Origin of the sequence: Sphingomonas sp. (assembly GCF_050725575.1) — a bacterium.
Classification (GTDB): domain Bacteria; phylum Pseudomonadota; class Alphaproteobacteria; order Sphingomonadales; family Sphingomonadaceae; genus Sphingomonas.
The window spans coordinates 17,638-34,313 of record NZ_JBOHHW010000031.1 but is presented as its reverse complement, the minus strand read 5'-3'; the positions used below and the strand labels follow the sequence as shown (position 1 = coordinate 34,313).

The 16,676-nt window shown below is 66.3% G+C and carries 18 protein-coding genes and 1 tRNA gene; all 19 read left to right on the top strand.

Annotated features, from left to right (window positions below):
- Nucleotides 1-310 precede the first annotated feature (310 nt).
- The 19 genes from ACRECS_RS18480 to ACRECS_RS18390 all read left to right on the top strand — a co-directional run bounded on the left by ACRECS_RS18480 (nt 311) and on the right by ACRECS_RS18390 (nt 16,666).
- Nucleotides 311-1,156 (top strand): type II secretion system protein N, encoded by an 846-nt coding sequence (locus tag ACRECS_RS18480; RefSeq protein ID WP_431584413.1) that lies wholly within the window; start codon nt 311-313, stop codon nt 1,154-1,156.
- Complete coding sequence (gspD, locus tag ACRECS_RS18475; protein WP_431584412.1) at nt 1,153-3,363, top strand: type II secretion system secretin GspD; 2,211 nt, start codon at nt 1,153-1,155, stop codon at nt 3,361-3,363. Before ACRECS_RS18480 ends, gspD begins: the two co-directional genes overlap by 4 nt.
- Complete coding sequence (locus ACRECS_RS18470) at nt 3,363-4,955, top strand: GspE/PulE family protein (protein WP_431584411.1); 1,593 nt, start codon at nt 3,363-3,365, stop codon at nt 4,953-4,955. Before gspD ends, ACRECS_RS18470 begins: the two co-directional genes overlap by 1 nt.
- Complete coding sequence (gene gspF, locus ACRECS_RS18465) at nt 4,948-6,174, top strand: type II secretion system inner membrane protein GspF (RefSeq protein ID WP_431584410.1); 1,227 nt, start codon at nt 4,948-4,950, stop codon at nt 6,172-6,174. The genes ACRECS_RS18470 and gspF overlap by 8 nt, the downstream gene beginning before the upstream one ends.
- Nucleotides 6,175-6,196: 22 nt before the next feature.
- Nucleotides 6,197-6,682 carry a type II secretion system major pseudopilin GspG gene (gspG, locus tag ACRECS_RS18460; protein WP_431584409.1) on the top strand — a complete coding sequence of 162 codons (486 nt, stop codon included), beginning with the start codon at nt 6,197-6,199 and terminating at the stop codon, nt 6,680-6,682.
- Nucleotides 6,683-6,706: 24 nt separating this feature from the next.
- Nucleotides 6,707-7,186, top strand: a complete 480-nt coding sequence (locus ACRECS_RS18455) for a type II secretion system protein (protein WP_431584408.1) — start codon at nt 6,707-6,709, stop codon at nt 7,184-7,186.
- Nucleotides 7,179-7,571, top strand: a complete 393-nt coding sequence (gene gspI, locus ACRECS_RS18450; protein ID WP_431584407.1) for a type II secretion system minor pseudopilin GspI — start codon at nt 7,179-7,181, stop codon at nt 7,569-7,571. The genes ACRECS_RS18455 and gspI overlap by 8 nt, the downstream gene beginning before the upstream one ends.
- Nucleotides 7,568-8,263 carry a type II secretion system minor pseudopilin GspJ gene (gene gspJ, locus ACRECS_RS18445; RefSeq protein ID WP_431584406.1) on the top strand — a complete coding sequence of 232 codons (696 nt, stop codon included), beginning with the start codon at nt 7,568-7,570 and terminating at the stop codon, nt 8,261-8,263. Before gspI ends, gspJ begins: the two co-directional genes overlap by 4 nt.
- Nucleotides 8,253-9,251 (top strand): type II secretion system minor pseudopilin GspK, encoded by a 999-nt coding sequence (gene gspK / locus ACRECS_RS18440; protein WP_431584405.1) that lies wholly within the window; start codon nt 8,253-8,255, stop codon nt 9,249-9,251. Before gspJ ends, gspK begins: the two co-directional genes overlap by 11 nt.
- 25 nt (nt 9,252-9,276) lie before the next feature.
- Entirely contained in the window at nt 9,277-10,371 is a 1,095-nt protein-coding gene (gene gspL / locus ACRECS_RS18435; RefSeq protein WP_431584404.1) for a type II secretion system protein GspL, read from the top strand.
- Nucleotides 10,368-10,847, top strand: coding sequence for a type II secretion system protein GspM (gene gspM, locus ACRECS_RS18430; protein ID WP_431584403.1), 480 nt, complete (start codon nt 10,368-10,370; stop codon nt 10,845-10,847). The genes gspL and gspM overlap by 4 nt, the downstream gene beginning before the upstream one ends.
- The gene (gene gspN, locus ACRECS_RS18425) at nt 10,844-11,563 is read left to right on the top strand and encodes a type II secretion system protein N (protein WP_431584402.1); all 720 of its coding nucleotides are present in this window, start codon (nt 10,844-10,846) and stop codon (nt 11,561-11,563) included. The genes gspM and gspN overlap by 4 nt, the downstream gene beginning before the upstream one ends.
- 76 nt (nt 11,564-11,639) lie before the next feature.
- Nucleotides 11,640-11,716: transfer RNA gene (locus tag ACRECS_RS18420), tRNA-His, on the top strand.
- 60 nt (nt 11,717-11,776) lie between these two features.
- On the top strand, nt 11,777-12,826 hold the full coding sequence (locus ACRECS_RS18415) for a Glu/Leu/Phe/Val family dehydrogenase (protein ID WP_431584401.1): 1,050 nt from the start codon (nt 11,777-11,779) through the stop codon (nt 12,824-12,826).
- 92 nt (nt 12,827-12,918) lie between these two features.
- The gene (gene ccmC, locus ACRECS_RS18410; RefSeq protein ID WP_431584400.1) at nt 12,919-13,641 is read left to right on the top strand and encodes a heme ABC transporter permease CcmC; all 723 of its coding nucleotides are present in this window, start codon (nt 12,919-12,921) and stop codon (nt 13,639-13,641) included.
- On the top strand, nt 13,641-13,763 hold the full coding sequence (locus ACRECS_RS18405; RefSeq protein ID WP_431584399.1) for a hypothetical protein: 123 nt from the start codon (nt 13,641-13,643) through the stop codon (nt 13,761-13,763). The genes ccmC and ACRECS_RS18405 overlap by 1 nt, the downstream gene beginning before the upstream one ends.
- 10 nt (nt 13,764-13,773) lie before the next feature.
- Nucleotides 13,774-14,220 (top strand): cytochrome c maturation protein CcmE, encoded by a 447-nt coding sequence (gene ccmE, locus ACRECS_RS18400; RefSeq protein WP_431584398.1) that lies wholly within the window; start codon nt 13,774-13,776, stop codon nt 14,218-14,220.
- Nucleotides 14,217-16,142: a heme lyase CcmF/NrfE family subunit gene (locus ACRECS_RS18395; protein ID WP_431584397.1), complete on the top strand. Its 1,926-nt coding sequence runs from the start codon at nt 14,217-14,219 to the stop codon at nt 16,140-16,142. Before ccmE ends, ACRECS_RS18395 begins: the two co-directional genes overlap by 4 nt.
- Nucleotides 16,139-16,666, top strand: a complete 528-nt coding sequence (locus ACRECS_RS18390) for a redoxin family protein (RefSeq protein WP_431584396.1) — start codon at nt 16,139-16,141, stop codon at nt 16,664-16,666. The genes ACRECS_RS18395 and ACRECS_RS18390 overlap by 4 nt, the downstream gene beginning before the upstream one ends.
- Nucleotides 16,667-16,676: the final 10 nt, after the last annotated feature.

Below are 16,676 nucleotides of genomic sequence, written 5' to 3'. Positions count from 1 at the left end.
GCTGAATCGCCGCCAGTGAGAGGACTGTGGGGAAGGGCGGCGGGAGATATCGGACACCAGTCGTGTCCCATATCTCTTCGTTGCCGTCATGGTGGGTTCTAGAATAATTCATTATATATCAGATTATTAACTGAAATGGCCGACCTTGGGCGCCGCCGGATGCCGGACCCACAGAGATTTCCGCAATCGCGAGCGTTGCCGGTCACCGATCGGCCGTCGACATTGGGATTGTCGCAAAAGGTTCACACTTGTGCCGTGTGACTGTAACACTGGCCGCTTAGCACCTGCGCGACCCCGGGGGATTCTCTCAATGCGCCTCGCACTCGACGCCCGCGCGCGCCGTATCCTTCGGCGGCTCCCGCGCACCAATGTCTATTCGGCGCTCGAGCTTTTGCTGCTCGTGGTGCTGGCGGTGCAGTGCGCGCGGCTCTTGTGGGTGATCGTCACCCCAGTTGGTCCGCTCGGGAACTGGCGGCCGGCCGAACCCGGCACCATTGGCTCACCCGCAGCGATCCTGCGCGGGTTCGATCCCTTTTTCCGGCTGAGCGCGGGCGGTGACGGCAAGCCGGCGGTGGTCACCTCGTTGCAGATCACCCTGTTCGGCACGCGGATCGACGAAGCGGTCGGCGGCGGCTCGGCGATCGTCGCCGGTCCCGACGGCGTGCAGCAAAGCATTGCTGTCGGTGGTGAGATCATGCCTGGCGTTAGGCTGAAGTCGGTCGCGTTCGACCATATCACGATCGACCGTGGCGGTGCGGAGGAGGACCTGTTTCTCGATCAGTCGGGGTCGGTCGAGACCGTCGCCCCGGCCGGCCCCGCGGCCGGCAATGGTCCGGGCCCGGCCGCTGCGCCCGGCGCGATCGGGTCTCGCGTCACGACCTTCGCCCAGGTCCAGTCGGATATCGGCTTTATCCCTCGCGTCGATGGCGGTCGCGTGACGGGCCTGGTCGTGCGCTCGCAAGGGTCGGGCGCAGCGTTTCGTGCCGCCAATCTGCGCGACGGGGACATCGTCACCGCGATCGGCGGCCGCGCGGTCACCGGTCAGGGCGATATCGAACGCATTGCCGGGCAGTTCGCCGGCGGGGGCAATTTGCCGCTGACCGTCGAACGCGGCAACACCACCATTCCTCTTGTCATCTCGATAGCGAGCCAATGAAAAAACTGATCCTCGCACCCGTTCTCGCGTGCCTGCTCGCCGGGCCGATTGTTGCGCAAACCACATTGAACGTTCGCGATGCCGATATCCGCGCGTTCATCGCCGATGCCGCCAAGGTGACAGGGCGCACCTTCATCATCGACAACCGTGTGCAGGGCAAGGTGACGGTGGTGACGGATCGCCCGCTCAGCCGCTCGGAATATTTCGAGGTCTTCCTGTCGACCCTGCGCGCCAACGGTCTGGTCGCAGTGCCGACCTCGAACGGCGCGCTGCGCGTACAGCCGATCGACAATGCGGCCTCGCAGCCGAGCCGGGTGGGATCGCGCGGTGCGTCACGCAACAGCTTCGTGACCGAGGTGATCCGCTTGCGCTCGATCGATTCGGCCTCGGCGGTGGAGACGGTACGCGCACTGGTCAGCCCGCAAGGATCGGTCACCGCCAATCGCGGCGGCAATTCGATCGTCGTGGTCGATTTCGCCGACAATGTCCGGCGCGTCCGCGAGGTGCTGCGCCAGATCGATACGGACAATGCCGCGACCCGCGTCGTTGCGCTGAAAAATGCCGGCGCACGTGAGATCGCCAGCGCGTTGCAGGCGCTGATTGGCACCGGCGGGCAGGGTGGACAAGGGGCCGCGACCGGCCCCAGCGCGACGGTTGTCGCCATCACCAGCTCCAACTCGGTTGCGTTGCGCGGCGACGGCGCCACCGTTGCGCGGCTTGCCAGTGTGGCGGAGGACCTCGACAAGCGAGCGAAGAACGGCACCGAAATTCGCGTCATCTTCCTCGAAAATGCCGATGCGGAGCAATTGCTGCCAGTGCTGCAACAGCTTGTCGGCCAGACACCGACTCAGCCGACGTCGAACAATACCAATACCTTGTCGCGCTCGAATTTCGGCGGCACCGCGGCGAACGGGCAGAACAACAACAGCAATGCCGAGCCACCCCGGCAGCAACAATCAGCTCCGGCTGCAGGCGGGGGCACGGGCGAGGCCGCGATCGTCGCCGAGGGCGGTCGCACCGCGTCGGTCATTACGCGCTTTGCCGGGGCCAATGCGATTGTCATCGCCGCGCCGGCCGAGGTGCAGCGCCAGCTGAACGAGGTGGTGCGGCAACTCGATACGCGACGCGAGCAGGTGCTGGTCGAGGCGATTGTTGCCGAAGTGTCGGATGCGACCGCCAACAAGCTCGGCGTGCAGTTCCTGCTCGCCGGCCTGCCCGGCAGCGGTGTGCCGACCTTCGCCACCAGCTTCAGCAACTCGGCGCCAAATTTGCTGACCATTGCCGGTGCGGTCGGTGCGCGTCAGCTCAACACCACCACCACCACGGTCAACGGCACGACCGTCACGACATCGACCAACAGCGCGGTCAGCGATTCGCTCGCCCAGTCGGCGATCAATTCGATCCTCGGCGCGACTGGTGGTTTTGGCGGCGGCGCGTTCAATATCGGCAAGAATGCGATTTTCGGATCGATCATCAATGCGGTGAAATCCGATACCACCTCGAACCTGCTTCAGGCACCGTCGCTGACCACGCTCGACAATCAGCCGGCGCGAATCCTGGTCGGTCAGGAAATTCCGATCACCACCGGCCAGCAGCTGTCGACCAATTTCGACAATGCCTTCCGCACTGTGCAGCGTGAAAATGTCGGCATTCAGCTCGAAGTGCGGCCGCAGGTGAATTCAAGCGGCACGATCAAGCTGTTCCTGCACCAGCAGGTCAGCTCGATCGCCGGGCCGGTGTCGAGCGACAATAGCGACCTGATCCTCAACAAGCGCGAAGTGGAAACGACGCTGACGGTCGATGACGGCCAGATCGCGATCATCGGCGGGCTGCTCAGCGACGATGAACGCCGCACGATCGAGAAAATCCCGCTGCTCGGCGATCTGCCGGGGATCGGTGCCCTGTTCCGCTCCAAGGCGAAGCAACGCACCAAGACCAATTTGATGATCTTCATCCGGCCGACCGTGCTGCGCACGCCGGAGGATACGCGGCGCGTGACCGAGCAACGCTATGGCTATCTGCGCCTGCAACAGGCGGGGCAGGCGCCGAACCAGGAGCCGAGCATCGACGAGCTGGTGCGTGACTATATGGGCGCCGCACCGCCGATCCCCTCATCGCCGACGCCGGGCAATATCGAGGATCCGCGCATCACCGTGCCGATCATGCGCAACTCGACCAAACCCCTGAAGCCGCAGGGGGAACGGTGATGCACATCGCGCGCGGCGACGAGGTCGAGCCGGCGGCCGATGCGCCGGTCGAACTGCCCGAAGCCTTTATCCCGCCATCGGCGATGGTCGCCATTCCCTATGGCTTTGCGCGGCGTTTCGGCGTCGTGCTCGAGCCGGATGGCGGCGATCATCTGGCAATCTCAATGCGCGAAGGCGCCGATCCGCGCGTCCTGCTCGAGCTCAGGCGGCATCTCGCGCGGCCCTTCGATGTCGGATTCGTCAGCGCCGAGGAATTCGATCGCAAGCTGTCCGACGCGTATGCGATGGACGGGCAGGCGGCGGCGGTCGCGGCGGGAACGCTGGGTCTTGGTGACGAACTCGACATTCTGGCGGGCGATATGCCGACCGCCGACGATCTGCTCGATACCGCCGACGATGCGCCCGCGATTCGCCTGATCAACGGGATCATCGCCGACGCCGCGCGCAACGGCGTGTCGGATATCCATATCGAGCCCTATGAAACCGGCCTGGTCGTGCGCATGCGCATCGACGGCGTGCTGCGCGAAACGCTGCGCATGCCGCCGCATGTCGCCCCGGTCATCGTCAGCCGCGTCAAGGTGATGGCGCGGCTCGACATTGCCGAGCGCCGCGTGCCGCAGGACGGGCGCATCGGCCTGACGCTTGCCGGCAAGCTGCTCGACGTGCGCGTCTCGACCTTGCCGAGCCGCGCGGGCGAGCGCGTCGTGCTGCGTATCCTCGACAAGGAAAATGCCGGGATCACGCTCGACGTGCTCGGCATGACCCCAGCGATCAACACCATGCTGAAAGGCGCAATCTCCGAACCCAATGGCATCATCCTGGTCACCGGGCCGACCGGGTCGGGCAAGACCACCACGCTGTACGCCGCACTTCGCCTGCTCAACGACGGCAGCCGCAACATCCTGACGGTCGAGGATCCGGTCGAATATGCCATGGAAGGGATCGGCCAGACTCAGGTCAATCCCAAGGTCGGCCTGACCTTCGCCGCCGGCCTGCGCGCGATCCTGCGCCAGGATCCCGACGTCGTGATGGTCGGCGAAATTCGCGACAAGGAAACCGCCGAGATCGCGGTCCAGGCGTCGCTCACCGGGCATCTCGTGCTTTCGACCGTCCACACCAATGATGCGGTCGGCGCGATCACGCGCATGCGCGACATGAAGATCGAGCCGTTCCTGCTTGCCTCGACCCTGCGCGCAGTGATTGCGCAGCGACTGGTGCGGCGGCTGTGCCAGGCCTGCCGCAAGCCGGTCCAGGCGCAAGGCTCGGTCTCCGCACTGCTTGGCTTCGACCCCGGCGCGATCGTCTATGAACCGGTCGGCTGCGACGAGTGCAACGGCACCGGTTTCAAGGGCCGGATCGGCGTGTTCGAGGCGATCCGTATCGACGAGACGATCCGCCGCCTGATCAACGATGGCGGCGACGAAGCGATCATTGCGCGTCACGCCTTCATCAATGCACCCAATCTCGGTTCGGCAGCGCGGCAGCTGGTCCGCGACGGGCTGACCACCCCGGAGGAAGCGGTGCGCGTCTCGCGCCGCGACATGGCCGACGTCGAGGCGCCGCTGGTGATCGACGCGGACGGCAATGCCTGATTTCGACTATCTGGTGATCGACACGGCCGGTCGCGAGGTGCGCGGGCATATCGCCGCCGACTCGATCGATGATGCGCGCGACCGGCTCGACCGCAAGCGTCTCTATGTCGTGAAGATCGAGGCGGGCAGCGGCGGCCCGGCGCGCGGCAAGCCGTTGGTCACCGGCTTTCGCCTCGGTCGGCGCAAGATGAGCGTGAAGCAGCTCACATTGTTCACGCGCCAGCTCGCGACGCTTAATCAGGTATCGCCGCTGGAGGAATCGCTCCGCACCATCACCCGCCAGACCGAACAGGAATCAGTCCGCACGATCGTCGCCAGCGTCCATGCCGGGGTGATGGAGGGGCGGCGGCTGGCCGAGGCGATGGGGCGCGAGCCGAAAAGCTTCCCGCCGCTCTACCGCGCGATGGTCGCGGCGGGCGAGCGATCGGGCTCGCTGCCGACCATTCTCGACCGCCTGTCGATCCTGCTCGAACGCCAGGCCGAGATCAGCGGCAAGATCGTCACCACTTTGGCCTATCCGACCGTCCTCGCGGTGGTGGCGATGGGTGTGGTGACGGCCCTGATGGCCTTTGTCGTGCCGCAGGTGGTCGAGCAGTTCGATAATGTCGGCCAGCAGCTCCCGTTGCTCACCCGCATCGTCATTGGCCTGTCGGACCTGCTGGTCGGCTATTGGTGGGCGATGCTGCTTGCCGTCGCGGCGATCGGCCTGATCTGCTGGCAGGCGCTCAAGCAACCGTCGATCCGGCTCGCGTTCGATGGCTGGCTGTTGCGCATTCCACTGCTTGGCCGGCTGCTACGCGATCTCCACGCGGCGCGCATGGCACGCACACTCGCCACCATGGTCGCCAGCCGCCTGCCGCTGCTCGAAGGGCTCACCCTGACTGCCGGCACGATCCACAATCGCCGCCTGCGCGCCGCGTCGGACGAGATCGTCGAATCGATCCGCGGCGGCGGCAGCCTGTCGGCGGCGATGCGCCGCGCCGGCGTCTTTCCGCCGTTGCTGACCTATCTTGCCGCATCGGGCGAATCGGCGGGAAAGCTCGACGAGATGCTCGAGCGCGCCGCGGACTATCTCGAGCGCGAATTCGACCGCTTTACCGCGACCGCTTTGTCGCTGCTTGAGCCCGCGATCATCGTCATCATGGGCGGCATCGTCGCGACGATCGTGCTATCGATCCTGCTGCCGATCCTGCAGCTCAATACCCTGGCGGGACAATGAGGCCCGGACAATGAGGACTATCATGACTACCGATCCGAAAATCGCTCGCCGCAAGCGCCGCAACGAAGGGGCACTCACGCCCGCGAGGCGTTCCGCCGAACACGGCTTCACGCTGGTGGAACTGATGGTGGTGATCGTCATTCTCGGCCTGCTCGCGACGATCGTCGCGATCAACGTGATCCCGCAGGGCGAGCGCGCCAAATCGGGAAAGGCCAAGGCCGATATCGCAACGATCGAGAATGGTCTCGAACTCTACAAGCTCAACCTGTCGGTCTATCCGACCACATCGCAGGGGCTGGCGGCGCTGCTCAACGCGCCGGCCGATCTCGCCGATCCGTCACGCTATCAGAAGGGCGGCTATATCAAGAAGCTGCAGGACGATCCCTGGGGCCGCCCCTATCTTTACGCCTCCCCGGGCACGCATGGCGAGGCCGATATCTGGACCTATGGCGCTGACGGCAAGGAAGGCGGCGAGGGCGCGGATGCCGATATCGGCAGCTGGCAGTGATGTGACGCGCCGAGGAGCACTCTCTTGAGGCGTTCCGCCGAACACGGCTTCACGCCCGTGAGGCGTTTCGCCGAACACGGCTTCACGCTTGTGGAGCTGATGATCGTCATCACGATCATCGGGCTGGCATCGGCTGTCGTCGTGCTGGCAATCCCCGATCCGCGCGGCCGGTTGATTGACGATGCGGCGCGTTTCGCGGCCCGCGCCCGCGCCGCGCACGATTCGGCGATCGTCGATGCGCGGCCGGTGAGCATCTGGGTCTCCGGCGGTGGCTATGGCTTCGACACGCGCAGCCGCGGCACCTGGCAGCCGATCAGCGAGAAGCCGTTCAGGGTGGCGCGCTGGGCCGAGGGCGTCACGCCCGTATTGACCGCCGATCGCGACCGGGTCGTGTTCGATTCGACCGGCATGGCGGACCGTTCGTTCGATGTCCGCCTGACCCGCGACGGCGAAAGCACGATCGTGCGGATCGGCGCCAATGGGTCGGTCAAAGTCGATGGCTGACATGCGCCGTACCGCCGAATACGGCTTCACGCTGATCGAGATGATGGTGGCGCTCGCGGTGTTCAGCCTCGCGGCGCTGGCGCTGATCCGTCTGGAAGGCGCGACGATCCGCGGTGCGGGCATGCTCGATTCGGCGCTGACCGCGCAAATGGTCGCGCGCAACGTCGCGATCGAGGCTTTGAGCGATGCCCGCCCGCCAGCGATCGGCCAGGCGCGCGGTATCGAACAGAATGGCGGCCGCAGCTGGGGCTGGACGCGCGTGACTCGCCCGACCGGCGACACGCGCATCCTGCGCATCGACGTGTCGGTCGCCGATGCGGCGGGGCAGGTGCAGGGGCGGCTGACCGTGGTGCGGCCGGCGACGCTGCCGGGGAAACCGTCATGAGGCGTTTCGCCGAACACGGCTTCACGTTTTTGCGGCGTTCCGCCGAACACGGCTTCACGCCCGTGAGGCGTTTCGCCGAACACGGCTTCACGCTGGTCGAGCTGATGATCTCCTTGCTGATCTTCGGCATGCTCGCCTCGGCCGGGGTCGCCTTGCTGTCCTTCAGCGTGCGAGCGCAGGGCGTGACCGGGGCGCGGCTCGACGATGTCGGCGCGCTGAGCCGACTGTCATCGGCGCTGTCGGCCGATTTCGCCCAGGCGTCGTTCCGCACCACGCGCAACGAGGCCGGCGATGTGCTGCCCGCGTTTACCGGCGAATCCGGCTCGGGAACCACACCGATGCTGCGTCTCGTGCGCGGCGGCTGGAGCAATCTCGATCGCGCACGCCGCGCGAGCGACCAGAAAGTCGAATATCGCCTCTCCGACGGCAATATCGAACGCATTTCCTACCCGATGCTCGACGGTGCGGAACCACTGGCTCCCGCGGTGTTGCTGAGCGATGTGCGCCAGGTGTCGCTGCGCTATCGCATTGACGGCGCCTGGAGCGATGTCTGGCAGGGCAGCGCCAGGGCGCCGCTCCCGCAAGTGGTCGAAATGCGGCTCGTCCGCGGCAACGGCACCGAGTTCCGCCAGCTCTTCCTGGTTGGGGCCGGCTATGCACCCAAGGGGCTGGAGACCGGCAATGGCGGCTGAGCGCGGCCCCGGGCGTATTTCTGAACGCGGCGCGGCATTGCTGACCGTGCTACTGTTGGTCGCGGTCATCTCGGTCCTCGCCGCGACCGCGCTGGAGAAGCTGCGCCTGGCGACCCGGCTTTCGGGCAATGCCGCGGCGACCGAGCAGGCGCGCGCCTATGCCTATGCCGCCGAAACGCTGGCACTGGCCAAGGTCACCGACCTGCTCGGGCGCGATGCGGCGCGGGTGACGCTGGCGGGCGGCTGGAGCGGAAAACCGTTCCCGCTGCCGGTGCCTGGCGGCATGGCCACCGCGCGTGTTCGTGACGGGGGCAATTGCTTCAATCTCAATGGCCTGGTCGTCGAAACCGAGCCACGAATCTATGCTGCCTATACGCCCGCCCGCTTGCAGTTCGCGCGATTGATGCGGCTGGTCGGCGTGCCGGCGCAGCTTGCCGTGCCGATCGCCGACGCCGCGTCCGACTGGATCGACAGCGACACCTACCCGCTGCCGGCCGGGGCGGAGGACTCCACCTATCTCGGCGCGGCGACGCCCTATCGCACCGCCAACACGCTGATGGCCGATCCGAGCGAGCTGCGCGCCGTATCGGGGGTCACGCCTGAAATCTACGCCAAGATCCGCCCTTGGCTCTGCACCCTGCCGATCGCCAAGCCTTCGACGATCAACATCAACACATTGTTGCCGGAACAGGCGCCGCTCTTCGCCATGCTGCTGCCCGAAACATTGAGCGTCGAGGGCGCGAGGCAATTGCTGCTGAAGCGGCCGCCCCAGGGCTATGAGAGCACTGTGGCCTTTTGGAAACTACCGTCACTGACCGCGATTACGCCGTCGCCGGATGCGCTTGCTCAAACCGCGGTTACGACGCACTGGTTCGCGCTCGATGTGGATGTGACCTTGGGCGGGGCGGAATTGGAACAGCAATCGACGATCGATGCGACGACACTGCCGGCGCGGCTGGTGTCGCGGCAATGGGGTGAGCGGTCATGAATGACACGCTGGGGGGTGAGCGGTCATGAGCGACACGCTGGTCCTGTTCCTGCCCGCGCCCAGCGCGTCGTGGCGCTGGCTGCGCATTGCCGATGATGTGGTGAAGGCGCGCGGCGAGGGATTTCCCAAGGACATGGATCCGGACGCGCCGCCGCCGGTGGCGATCGCCCCGGCCGATTCGGTCACCTTGCACTGGGCCGAGCTGCCCGATCGCTCGGCCGCGCAGTCGGTCACCGCGGCGCGGATGCTGGCGGCGGATGCCAGCGCGTCGCCGATCGCCGACCTGCATGTCGCGGTCGGGCGCGAGGACGATCATGCCGAACGGCCGATCGGTGTCGTGTCGGTGTCGCAGATGCATCACTGGCTGGCCGCGCTTGCCGCGAACGGGGTCGATCCGGCGATGCTGCTGCCCGCACCGATGCTGCTGCCGCGTCCGGAAGAGGGGTATGTCCGTGCCGATCTCGGTGGCGAAGGCGTGGTGCGCGGTGCGACCAGCGGCTTTGCCGATGAGGCGCGGCTGACCGAACTGGTGACCGGCGGCACGGCCCCTGCAACGCTTGGCCGCGACGAGCTGGAGGCGGCGATCGTCGCGGCTGTGGCATCGCCGGCGCTCGACCTGCGTCAGGGCATGTTCGCGCGGCGGCGCAAGCTCGCGCTTGACTGGGCACTGATCCGGCGGCTCGGCTGGCTGTCGGTCGCGATCCTCGCCGTCACCCTGTTCATCACGATCGTGTCGATCATCAAATACAGCCTCGCCGCCGATGCGCTGGAGCAGCGCGCCGATACGCTCGCTCGCCAGGGTCTGCCGCGCGGCGAGACGGTCAACAATGCCGACCGCCAGCTTGACGAACGCCTGTCGCGGCTGCGCGGCGGTGGTCTTGGGTTCACCCGTACTGCAGCGGCGGTTTCCTCCGCGGTGCGCTCGGTGCCGGGCGCGGAACTGACCGCGCTGGCGTTCGATGCGAATGGCGATGTCCGTGCGACCATCTCGGCGGATCGCGAAGCCGCCGCCGCCGATGTCCGGAGCCGGCTCGTGGCGCAGGGTTTTGTCGTCCCGGCCGCGACATTCGAGGCGGCCAATGGCCGGGTTTCGGGGCAATTGAAGGTGTCGCCACGATGATTGCCGCTTTCAACAGCTGGTTCGTCGAGCGGTCGTTGCGCGAAAAGCGCCTGCTCGTCGTGATGGCGGCCCTCGCTGCGCTGACTCTGGTCTGGCTCGTGATCATCCGGCCGATCACCGACGGGCTGTCCTCGGCGCGCGAACGCCATGCCGGTGCGGTGATTCGCGTTGCCGAGACGGAAGCGCGGCTCGCGGCGCTGAAATCGCTGCAGCAGGATCGGCCCGCGCCGCTCGGTGCGCCGCTCGACACGATCATCCGCGACCGCGCCAACAATGCCGGCTTCCCGCTCGCCAATGTCACGGTGCAGGGCGGCGACCGGGTGCAGATCAACATCGCCGCGGCAAAGCCGGGCCCCTTGCTCGGCTGGATCTCCGATCTCGAACTGGCGGGAATCCTGGTCGATTCGCTCAACCTGACCAACAATGGCGATCAGACGGTGGCGGCGGACATTACCTTGAAGGTGCGGGGACAATGAGGCGTATTCGCCTGACCACCGGCCCGACCGCGCTGTTCGGTGCCGCGTTCGTGATCGCGCTGGTCGCGTTCATGCCGATGCGGCTGGTGCTTGGCTGGTTCGGGCTCGGCGAAACCGGGCTCGCGGCGCGCAGCGTGACGGGCAGCGTCTGGTGGGGATCGCTGAGCGGTGCGCAGTTCGGCGACCTGGAACTGGGCGACCTGCGCGCCGGGCTGTCGCCAGTGCAATTGCTCGTCGGCCGTGCCCGGGTCGGGCTTGACGGGCGCGAATCGGACCGCGCACTCCGTGGTGCGATCGGGGTCAGCCGTCACAGCATGGGGCTGGACGACATGACTGCGACGCTTGCGGCGGGCAATGTGTTCGCGCCGGTGCCTGTCTCGGCGATCAACCTCGACGATGTCAGCGTGCGCTTCAAGGACGGCACCTGCGAGCGTGCCGAAGGCCGCGTTCGCGCGACGCTGAACGGCGATCTCGCGGGTATCGCGCTGACCCAGAGCCTTTCCGGCACGGCGAAATGCGACTCGGGTGCGCTGTTGCTGCCGTTGGCGAGCCAGTCCGGGACCGAAAACGTCGCGCTGCGGCTCTGGGCCACCGGCCGATTCCGCGCTGAACTGTCGGTGCAGCCCGCCGACCCCGCAGCGGTGCCGAAACTGGTGCTGAGCGGGTTCCAGCCGGATGCCAATGGCTATACGCTCGCGATCGAGGGCAGATTCTGAACACGCTCCCGACGTTTTGACTGCACGCTAATCTTGACGCTGGCCCGTCTGGCCCGCTAGGGGCGCTGGCTCTGCGGCGATCGTAGTTCAATTGGTTAGAGCGTCGGCTTGTGATGCCGGATGTTGCGGGTTCAAGTCCCGTCGGTCGCCCCATTTATTCATTTGCGCGCCGGATGGCGTATCGGGCCGTGTCACATCGGCCGAAGGATGATCATGAGCACCTGGGGTTTTCCCGATTTCGACGACCATGAGGGCGTCCATTTGTTCACGGACGCGAAGTCCGGCCTCCAGGCGGTCATCGCCGTCCATTCGACCAATCTCGGCCCGGCTGCGGGCGGGGTGCGCTTCTGGCATTATGCCGATAGCGACCGTGCCATCACCGACGCGCTGCGCCTGTCGCGCGGCATGAGCTTCAAGAACGCCATGGCCGGCCTGCCGATGGGCGGCGGCAAGGGCGTGGTGCTCGCAGCGAAGCCTGGCGACACGATCAGCACGGCACAGCTCGAGGCATTTGGCCGCGCGGTCGACTCGCTCGGCGGGCGCTATGTGACGGCCGAGGATGTCGGCATGTCCGAAGCGAGCATGAAGACCATCGCGACGATGACTCGCCATGTCTCCGGCTTGCCGGTCGCGGCCGGCAGCGCAGGCGGCGATCCCGGCCCCTATACCGCGCACGGCGTCTATCTCGGCGTCAAGGCAGCGGCGAAGCGCGGGCTCCGCGCCGACTCGATGAAGGACGTGCATGTCGCGATCCAGGGCGTCGGCAGCGTCGGTGGCGGCCTCGCCAAATTGCTCGCCCGTGATGGCGCACGCCTGACCCTGGCGGACGTGAACAACGACCGCGCCAGGGCGCTGGCGGCTGAACTGGGTGCGGAGGTCGCCGCGACTGATGCGATTCTCGGCCTGAAGGCCGATATCGTCAGCCCCAACGCACTCGGCGCGATCCTGACCGAAGAGTCGATCGCCGCATTGCAGACGACGGTGATTGCCGGCGGCGCGAACAATCAGCTCGCCACGCGCGAAGACGGGGCCCGGCTGGCGGCGCGCGGCGTCCTCTACGCGCCCGATTATGTCATCAACGCCGGCGGCATCATCAATGTCGGGCTCGAATATCTCGGCCAGGGTGACGAGGCCGAGGTCAACGCACGCATTGCCCGGATCCCCGAGCGACTGGTCGAAGTGTGGGACGAAAGCGACCGCAGCGGCGCCCCGGCGTCGGACGTGGCGGACATGATCGCCAAGCGGCTGATCGGGCGCGGCTGATCGATCGGGCGATCGGGCTGTGCTGGTCACTCGGTAATGGCTCTTTCGGCCTGTTGAGTAACGCTCCGATCCCCTTTAGACCGCGAGCCATCGTGGCCTCCCTTCATGCCTTTGCCAATCCCGCCCGCTTCCTGAAGCTTGCGCGTCCGCTGACGCCCTTCCTGTTCTGGGGCGGGCTCGGGCTGATCTTGCTCGGCACCTGGGCCGGGCTGCTGGTGACCCCGCCCGATTACCTGCAGGGCGAGACCGTCCGCATCCTCTACATCCATGTGCCGAGCGCCTGGCTCGGCATGGCCGGATGGAGCGGGATCGCGGTGTCGAGCATCATGTTCCTGGTCTGGCGCCATCCGCTTGCCGGGGTCGCCGCGCGGGCGATCGCGTTGCCCGGCGCGGTGTTCACCGCTTTGTGCCTGATGACCGGGTCGATCTGGGGACGCCCGACCTGGGGTACCTGGTGGCAATGGGACGGCCGGCTGACCTCGATGCTGCTGCTGTTCTTCGTCTATCTCGGCTATATGGCGCTGGCGCGCGCCGATGCCGATCGCGGCGGTGATGGGCGGATCCCGGCGATCTACGGCGTCGCCGGATCGGTCCTGCTGCCGATCATCCGCTATTCGGTGGTGTGGTGGAATACACTGCACCAGGGCCAGAGCATCGGCCTGACCAGTTCGAAGATCGATGGCAGCATCCTGTGGCCGCTGCCGCTGATGCTGCTTGGCTTCACCCTGTTCTTCGGCGCGATCGTCCTGATGCGCATGCGCACCATGCTGGCGACCGCCAAGGCGGAGGCGCGGATGCGCCGGATGGCAAGCTGATGAATCCGTGGCCCTTTGTCATTGCAGCCTATACGGTGACCTTCGCCGCGGCCTTTGCGCTGGCGCTGGGCAGCTGGCGTGCGATGCGCAAGGCGGAACGACCTAGGGCCGACCAGCCATGAAAGCCCAATCATGAAAGCAAAGCATCAACGGCTGATGCTCGTATTGCTTGCGGTGGTGGCGATTGCCGGCGCGAGCGGGCTCGCTTTGTCGGCGCTCAAGGATCAGGCCGCTTTCTTTTACGCGCCGTCGGATGTCGCCAAGGCGGGGCCGCCGCTCGGTCGTGCGGTGCGGCTCGGCGGCATGGTCGAAAAGGGGTCGATCAAGCGCCAGGCGGACGGCGTGTCGATCCGGTTCATCGTCACTGACGGCGCCGCTGCCGTGCCGGTCAGTTTCAGTGGCATCACGCCGGATCTGTTCAAGGAAGCCTCGGGTGTCGTCGCTGAAGGCAGCTTCAATGCCGATGGCAGCTTCACCGCGACCAACCTGCTGGCCAAGCATGACGAACGCTACATGCCGCCGCAGGTCGCCCAGACTCGTGACGGCAAGATGCACGAGACCAAGTCGCTCAAGCCATGATCGCTGAAGGGGGGTTGGCAGCATTATGGATGGCGGCGGCGCTGGCGGCGTTGCAGCTGATCATGGCGGCGGTCGGCATCGCCAAGCAGCGCGATGACGTCATGGCGGCGGTGCGGCCCGTGGCAATCGTGCAGGGGCTGCTGACCACGCTGGCGATGGGCTTGCTGATCGCCGTATTCATGCGCTCCGACATGTCAGTGCTGCTGGTCGCGGAGAACAGCCATTCGGCCAAGCCATGGCTGTACAAATTCGCCGGCGCCTGGGGCAATCATGAGGGATCGATGCTGCTCTGGGTCACGATATTGGGGCTGGCGGGCGGCGCGATCGCGATTTTCGAGGATCGGCTGAACAAGCCGACTCTGATCGCAACACTTGGCGCGCAGGCGGCGATTGCCCTTGGTTTCTATGCCTTTCTGCTCTTTTCCTCCAATCCGTTCACAAGATTGAGTCCGGCCGCGCCCGATGGGGCAGGGCTCAATCCGTTGCTGCAGGACCCCGGCTTGGCGTTCCACCCGCCGACACTCTACATCGGCTATGTCGGTATCTCGGTCGCCTTTTCCTTCGCGGTCGGGGCGCTGATCACGCGCGACGTCGGTCCGGCCTTTGCACGGGCGATGCGGCCCTGGATCCTGGCGGCATGGATCTTCCTGACGCTTGGCATTACGGCCGGTTCCTACTGGGCTTATTATGAGCTTGGCTGGGGCGGCTGGTGGTTCTGGGATCCGGTCGAAAATGCTTCGCTGATGCCGTGGCTCGCGGCGACGGCGCTGCTCCATTCGGTGACGGTGCTGGCGACGCGCGACGGCTTGCGCGCCTGGACGGTGATGCTGGCGGTGGTCGCCTTTTCGATGTCGATGGTCGGCACGTTCCTGGTGCGCTCCGGCATCCTGACCAGCGTCCATGCCTTTGCGGTCGATCCCGAACGCGGCAGCTTCATTCTGGCGCTGCTGGTCATCTATATCGGCGGGGCATTGGCGTTGTTCGGCGCGCGCGTCGGTACAGTGCATCAGGGACGGACGTTCGAGCTGGTCAGCCGTGAGGGCGCGCTGGTCGCCAATAACCTACTGCTTTCGGTGATTCTCGGCATCGTGCTGATCGGCACGCTCTATCCGATCGTGGCGGCATCGATGGGCACGCAATTGTCGGTCGGCCCGCCCTTTTTCGACAAGACCGCCGGGCCGATCGCCCTGGCTCTTGTCGCGTTCATGGCTGCAGGGCCGCTGATGCGCTGGCGGCGCGATGAGGGTGGGCTGATCCTGTCGCGCATGCTCGGCCCGATCGCGGCGACCTGTTTCACCTGGGCGGCGGTCTTCATGGTCACCGGAGGGATCGCGATCCTGCCGATGCTCGGGCTCGGGCTGGCGGCGGGGCTGGCGGTGGCCAGCGTCGCGCCCTTGTGGAAGCGCAATCTGCGCCGCACCCCCTTGTTCACCTGGGGCATGGTCCTCGCCCATCTCGGTATCGCGGTGAGCCTGGCCGGCATGGCCTGCGACAGCGCCTTCACCAAGGAAACCCTGGTCGCGGCGCGTGTCGGCCAGCCGTACAAGGTCGGGCCGTATCGCGTGACGCTCGACGGCATCAGCCCGGTGATCGGGTCGAACTGGTCGGCATTGCAGGCGCAGTTGACGATCCGGCGTGGGGAAGACGGCACGCCGTTCGTCCTTCATCCGCAATCGCGCTTCTTCTCATCCCCTCCAACCGTGACGAGTGAATCGGCGATCGCGACGCGGCTCGACGGCCAGCTTTACACCGTGCTCGGTGCGGCGGACGGGCAGGGGCGCCGGCAGCTTCGGCTGTGGTGGAAACCGTTCGTAACCTTTATCTGGTTCGGTGGCGCGCTGATCGCGCTCGGCGGGGCATTATCGCTGTTCGGGCGCGTGCGCCGCGAACGTCAGGTGCTGTTGCGGGAGGCCTATGCATGAAGCGCGCGGTAATCTGGCTGCCGCTGATGGGGTTCGCCTTGCTGTTCGCAGTCGTCGCGAGCGGTCTGCGCCTGCCCGCCGATCGCACGGTGCGCTCGGCGCTGGTCGGCCAGAAGCTGCCGACCTTCTCGCTGCCCGCGATGGTGCCCGACAAGCCGGGTCTTGGCAGTGCGGTGTTCAATCAGGGCCAGCCTCGTTTGCTCAACGTCTTCGCCAGCTGGTGCGTGCCGTGCATCGCCGAGGCACCGCAACTGATGAAGCTCAAGCAGATGGGCGTGCCGATCGACGCCATCGCGATCCACGATTCGGCGCCGGCGATCCAGGCCTTTCTGAAACGCAACGGCGATCCCTATCAGCGTATCGGCAATGATGCGGAGAGTTCGGTGCAACTGGCGCTCGGCTCGTCGGGCGTGCCGGAAACCTTTATTGTCGATGGCCATGGGCGCGTCGTGAAGCAGCATGTCGGCGATATCCGCGCCGACGATATCCCCGAAATTCTCGCCGCGCTGCAGTCGGCGAAGTGACGCGATCCGC

Coding starts and splice junctions, on each gene's coding strand:
- gspF (WP_431584410.1), top strand. CDS start 4,948: ATGCCTGATTTCGACTATCTGGTGATCGACACGGCCGGTCGCGAGGTG.
- ccmE (WP_431584398.1), top strand. CDS start 13,774: ATGAAAGCAAAGCATCAACGGCTGATGCTCGTATTGCTTGCGGTGGTG.
- ACRECS_RS18415 (WP_431584401.1), top strand. CDS start 11,777: ATGAGCACCTGGGGTTTTCCCGATTTCGACGACCATGAGGGCGTCCAT.
- gspM (WP_431584403.1), top strand. CDS start 10,368: ATGATTGCCGCTTTCAACAGCTGGTTCGTCGAGCGGTCGTTGCGCGAA.
- ACRECS_RS18395 (WP_431584397.1), top strand. CDS start 14,217: ATGATCGCTGAAGGGGGGTTGGCAGCATTATGGATGGCGGCGGCGCTG.
- ACRECS_RS18470 (WP_431584411.1), top strand. CDS start 3,363: ATGCACATCGCGCGCGGCGACGAGGTCGAGCCGGCGGCCGATGCGCCG.
- gspJ (WP_431584406.1), top strand. CDS start 7,568: ATGAGGCGTTTCGCCGAACACGGCTTCACGTTTTTGCGGCGTTCCGCC.
- gspN (WP_431584402.1), top strand. CDS start 10,844: ATGAGGCGTATTCGCCTGACCACCGGCCCGACCGCGCTGTTCGGTGCC.
- ACRECS_RS18390 (WP_431584396.1), top strand. CDS start 16,139: ATGAAGCGCGCGGTAATCTGGCTGCCGCTGATGGGGTTCGCCTTGCTG.
- gspI (WP_431584407.1), top strand. CDS start 7,179: ATGGCTGACATGCGCCGTACCGCCGAATACGGCTTCACGCTGATCGAG.
- ACRECS_RS18480 (WP_431584413.1), top strand. CDS start 311: ATGCGCCTCGCACTCGACGCCCGCGCGCGCCGTATCCTTCGGCGGCTC.
- gspD (WP_431584412.1), top strand. CDS start 1,153: ATGAAAAAACTGATCCTCGCACCCGTTCTCGCGTGCCTGCTCGCCGGG.
- gspL (WP_431584404.1), top strand. CDS start 9,277: ATGAGCGACACGCTGGTCCTGTTCCTGCCCGCGCCCAGCGCGTCGTGG.
- gspK (WP_431584405.1), top strand. CDS start 8,253: ATGGCGGCTGAGCGCGGCCCCGGGCGTATTTCTGAACGCGGCGCGGCA.
- ACRECS_RS18405 (WP_431584399.1), top strand. CDS start 13,641: ATGAATCCGTGGCCCTTTGTCATTGCAGCCTATACGGTGACCTTCGCC.
- gspG (WP_431584409.1), top strand. CDS start 6,197: ATGACTACCGATCCGAAAATCGCTCGCCGCAAGCGCCGCAACGAAGGG.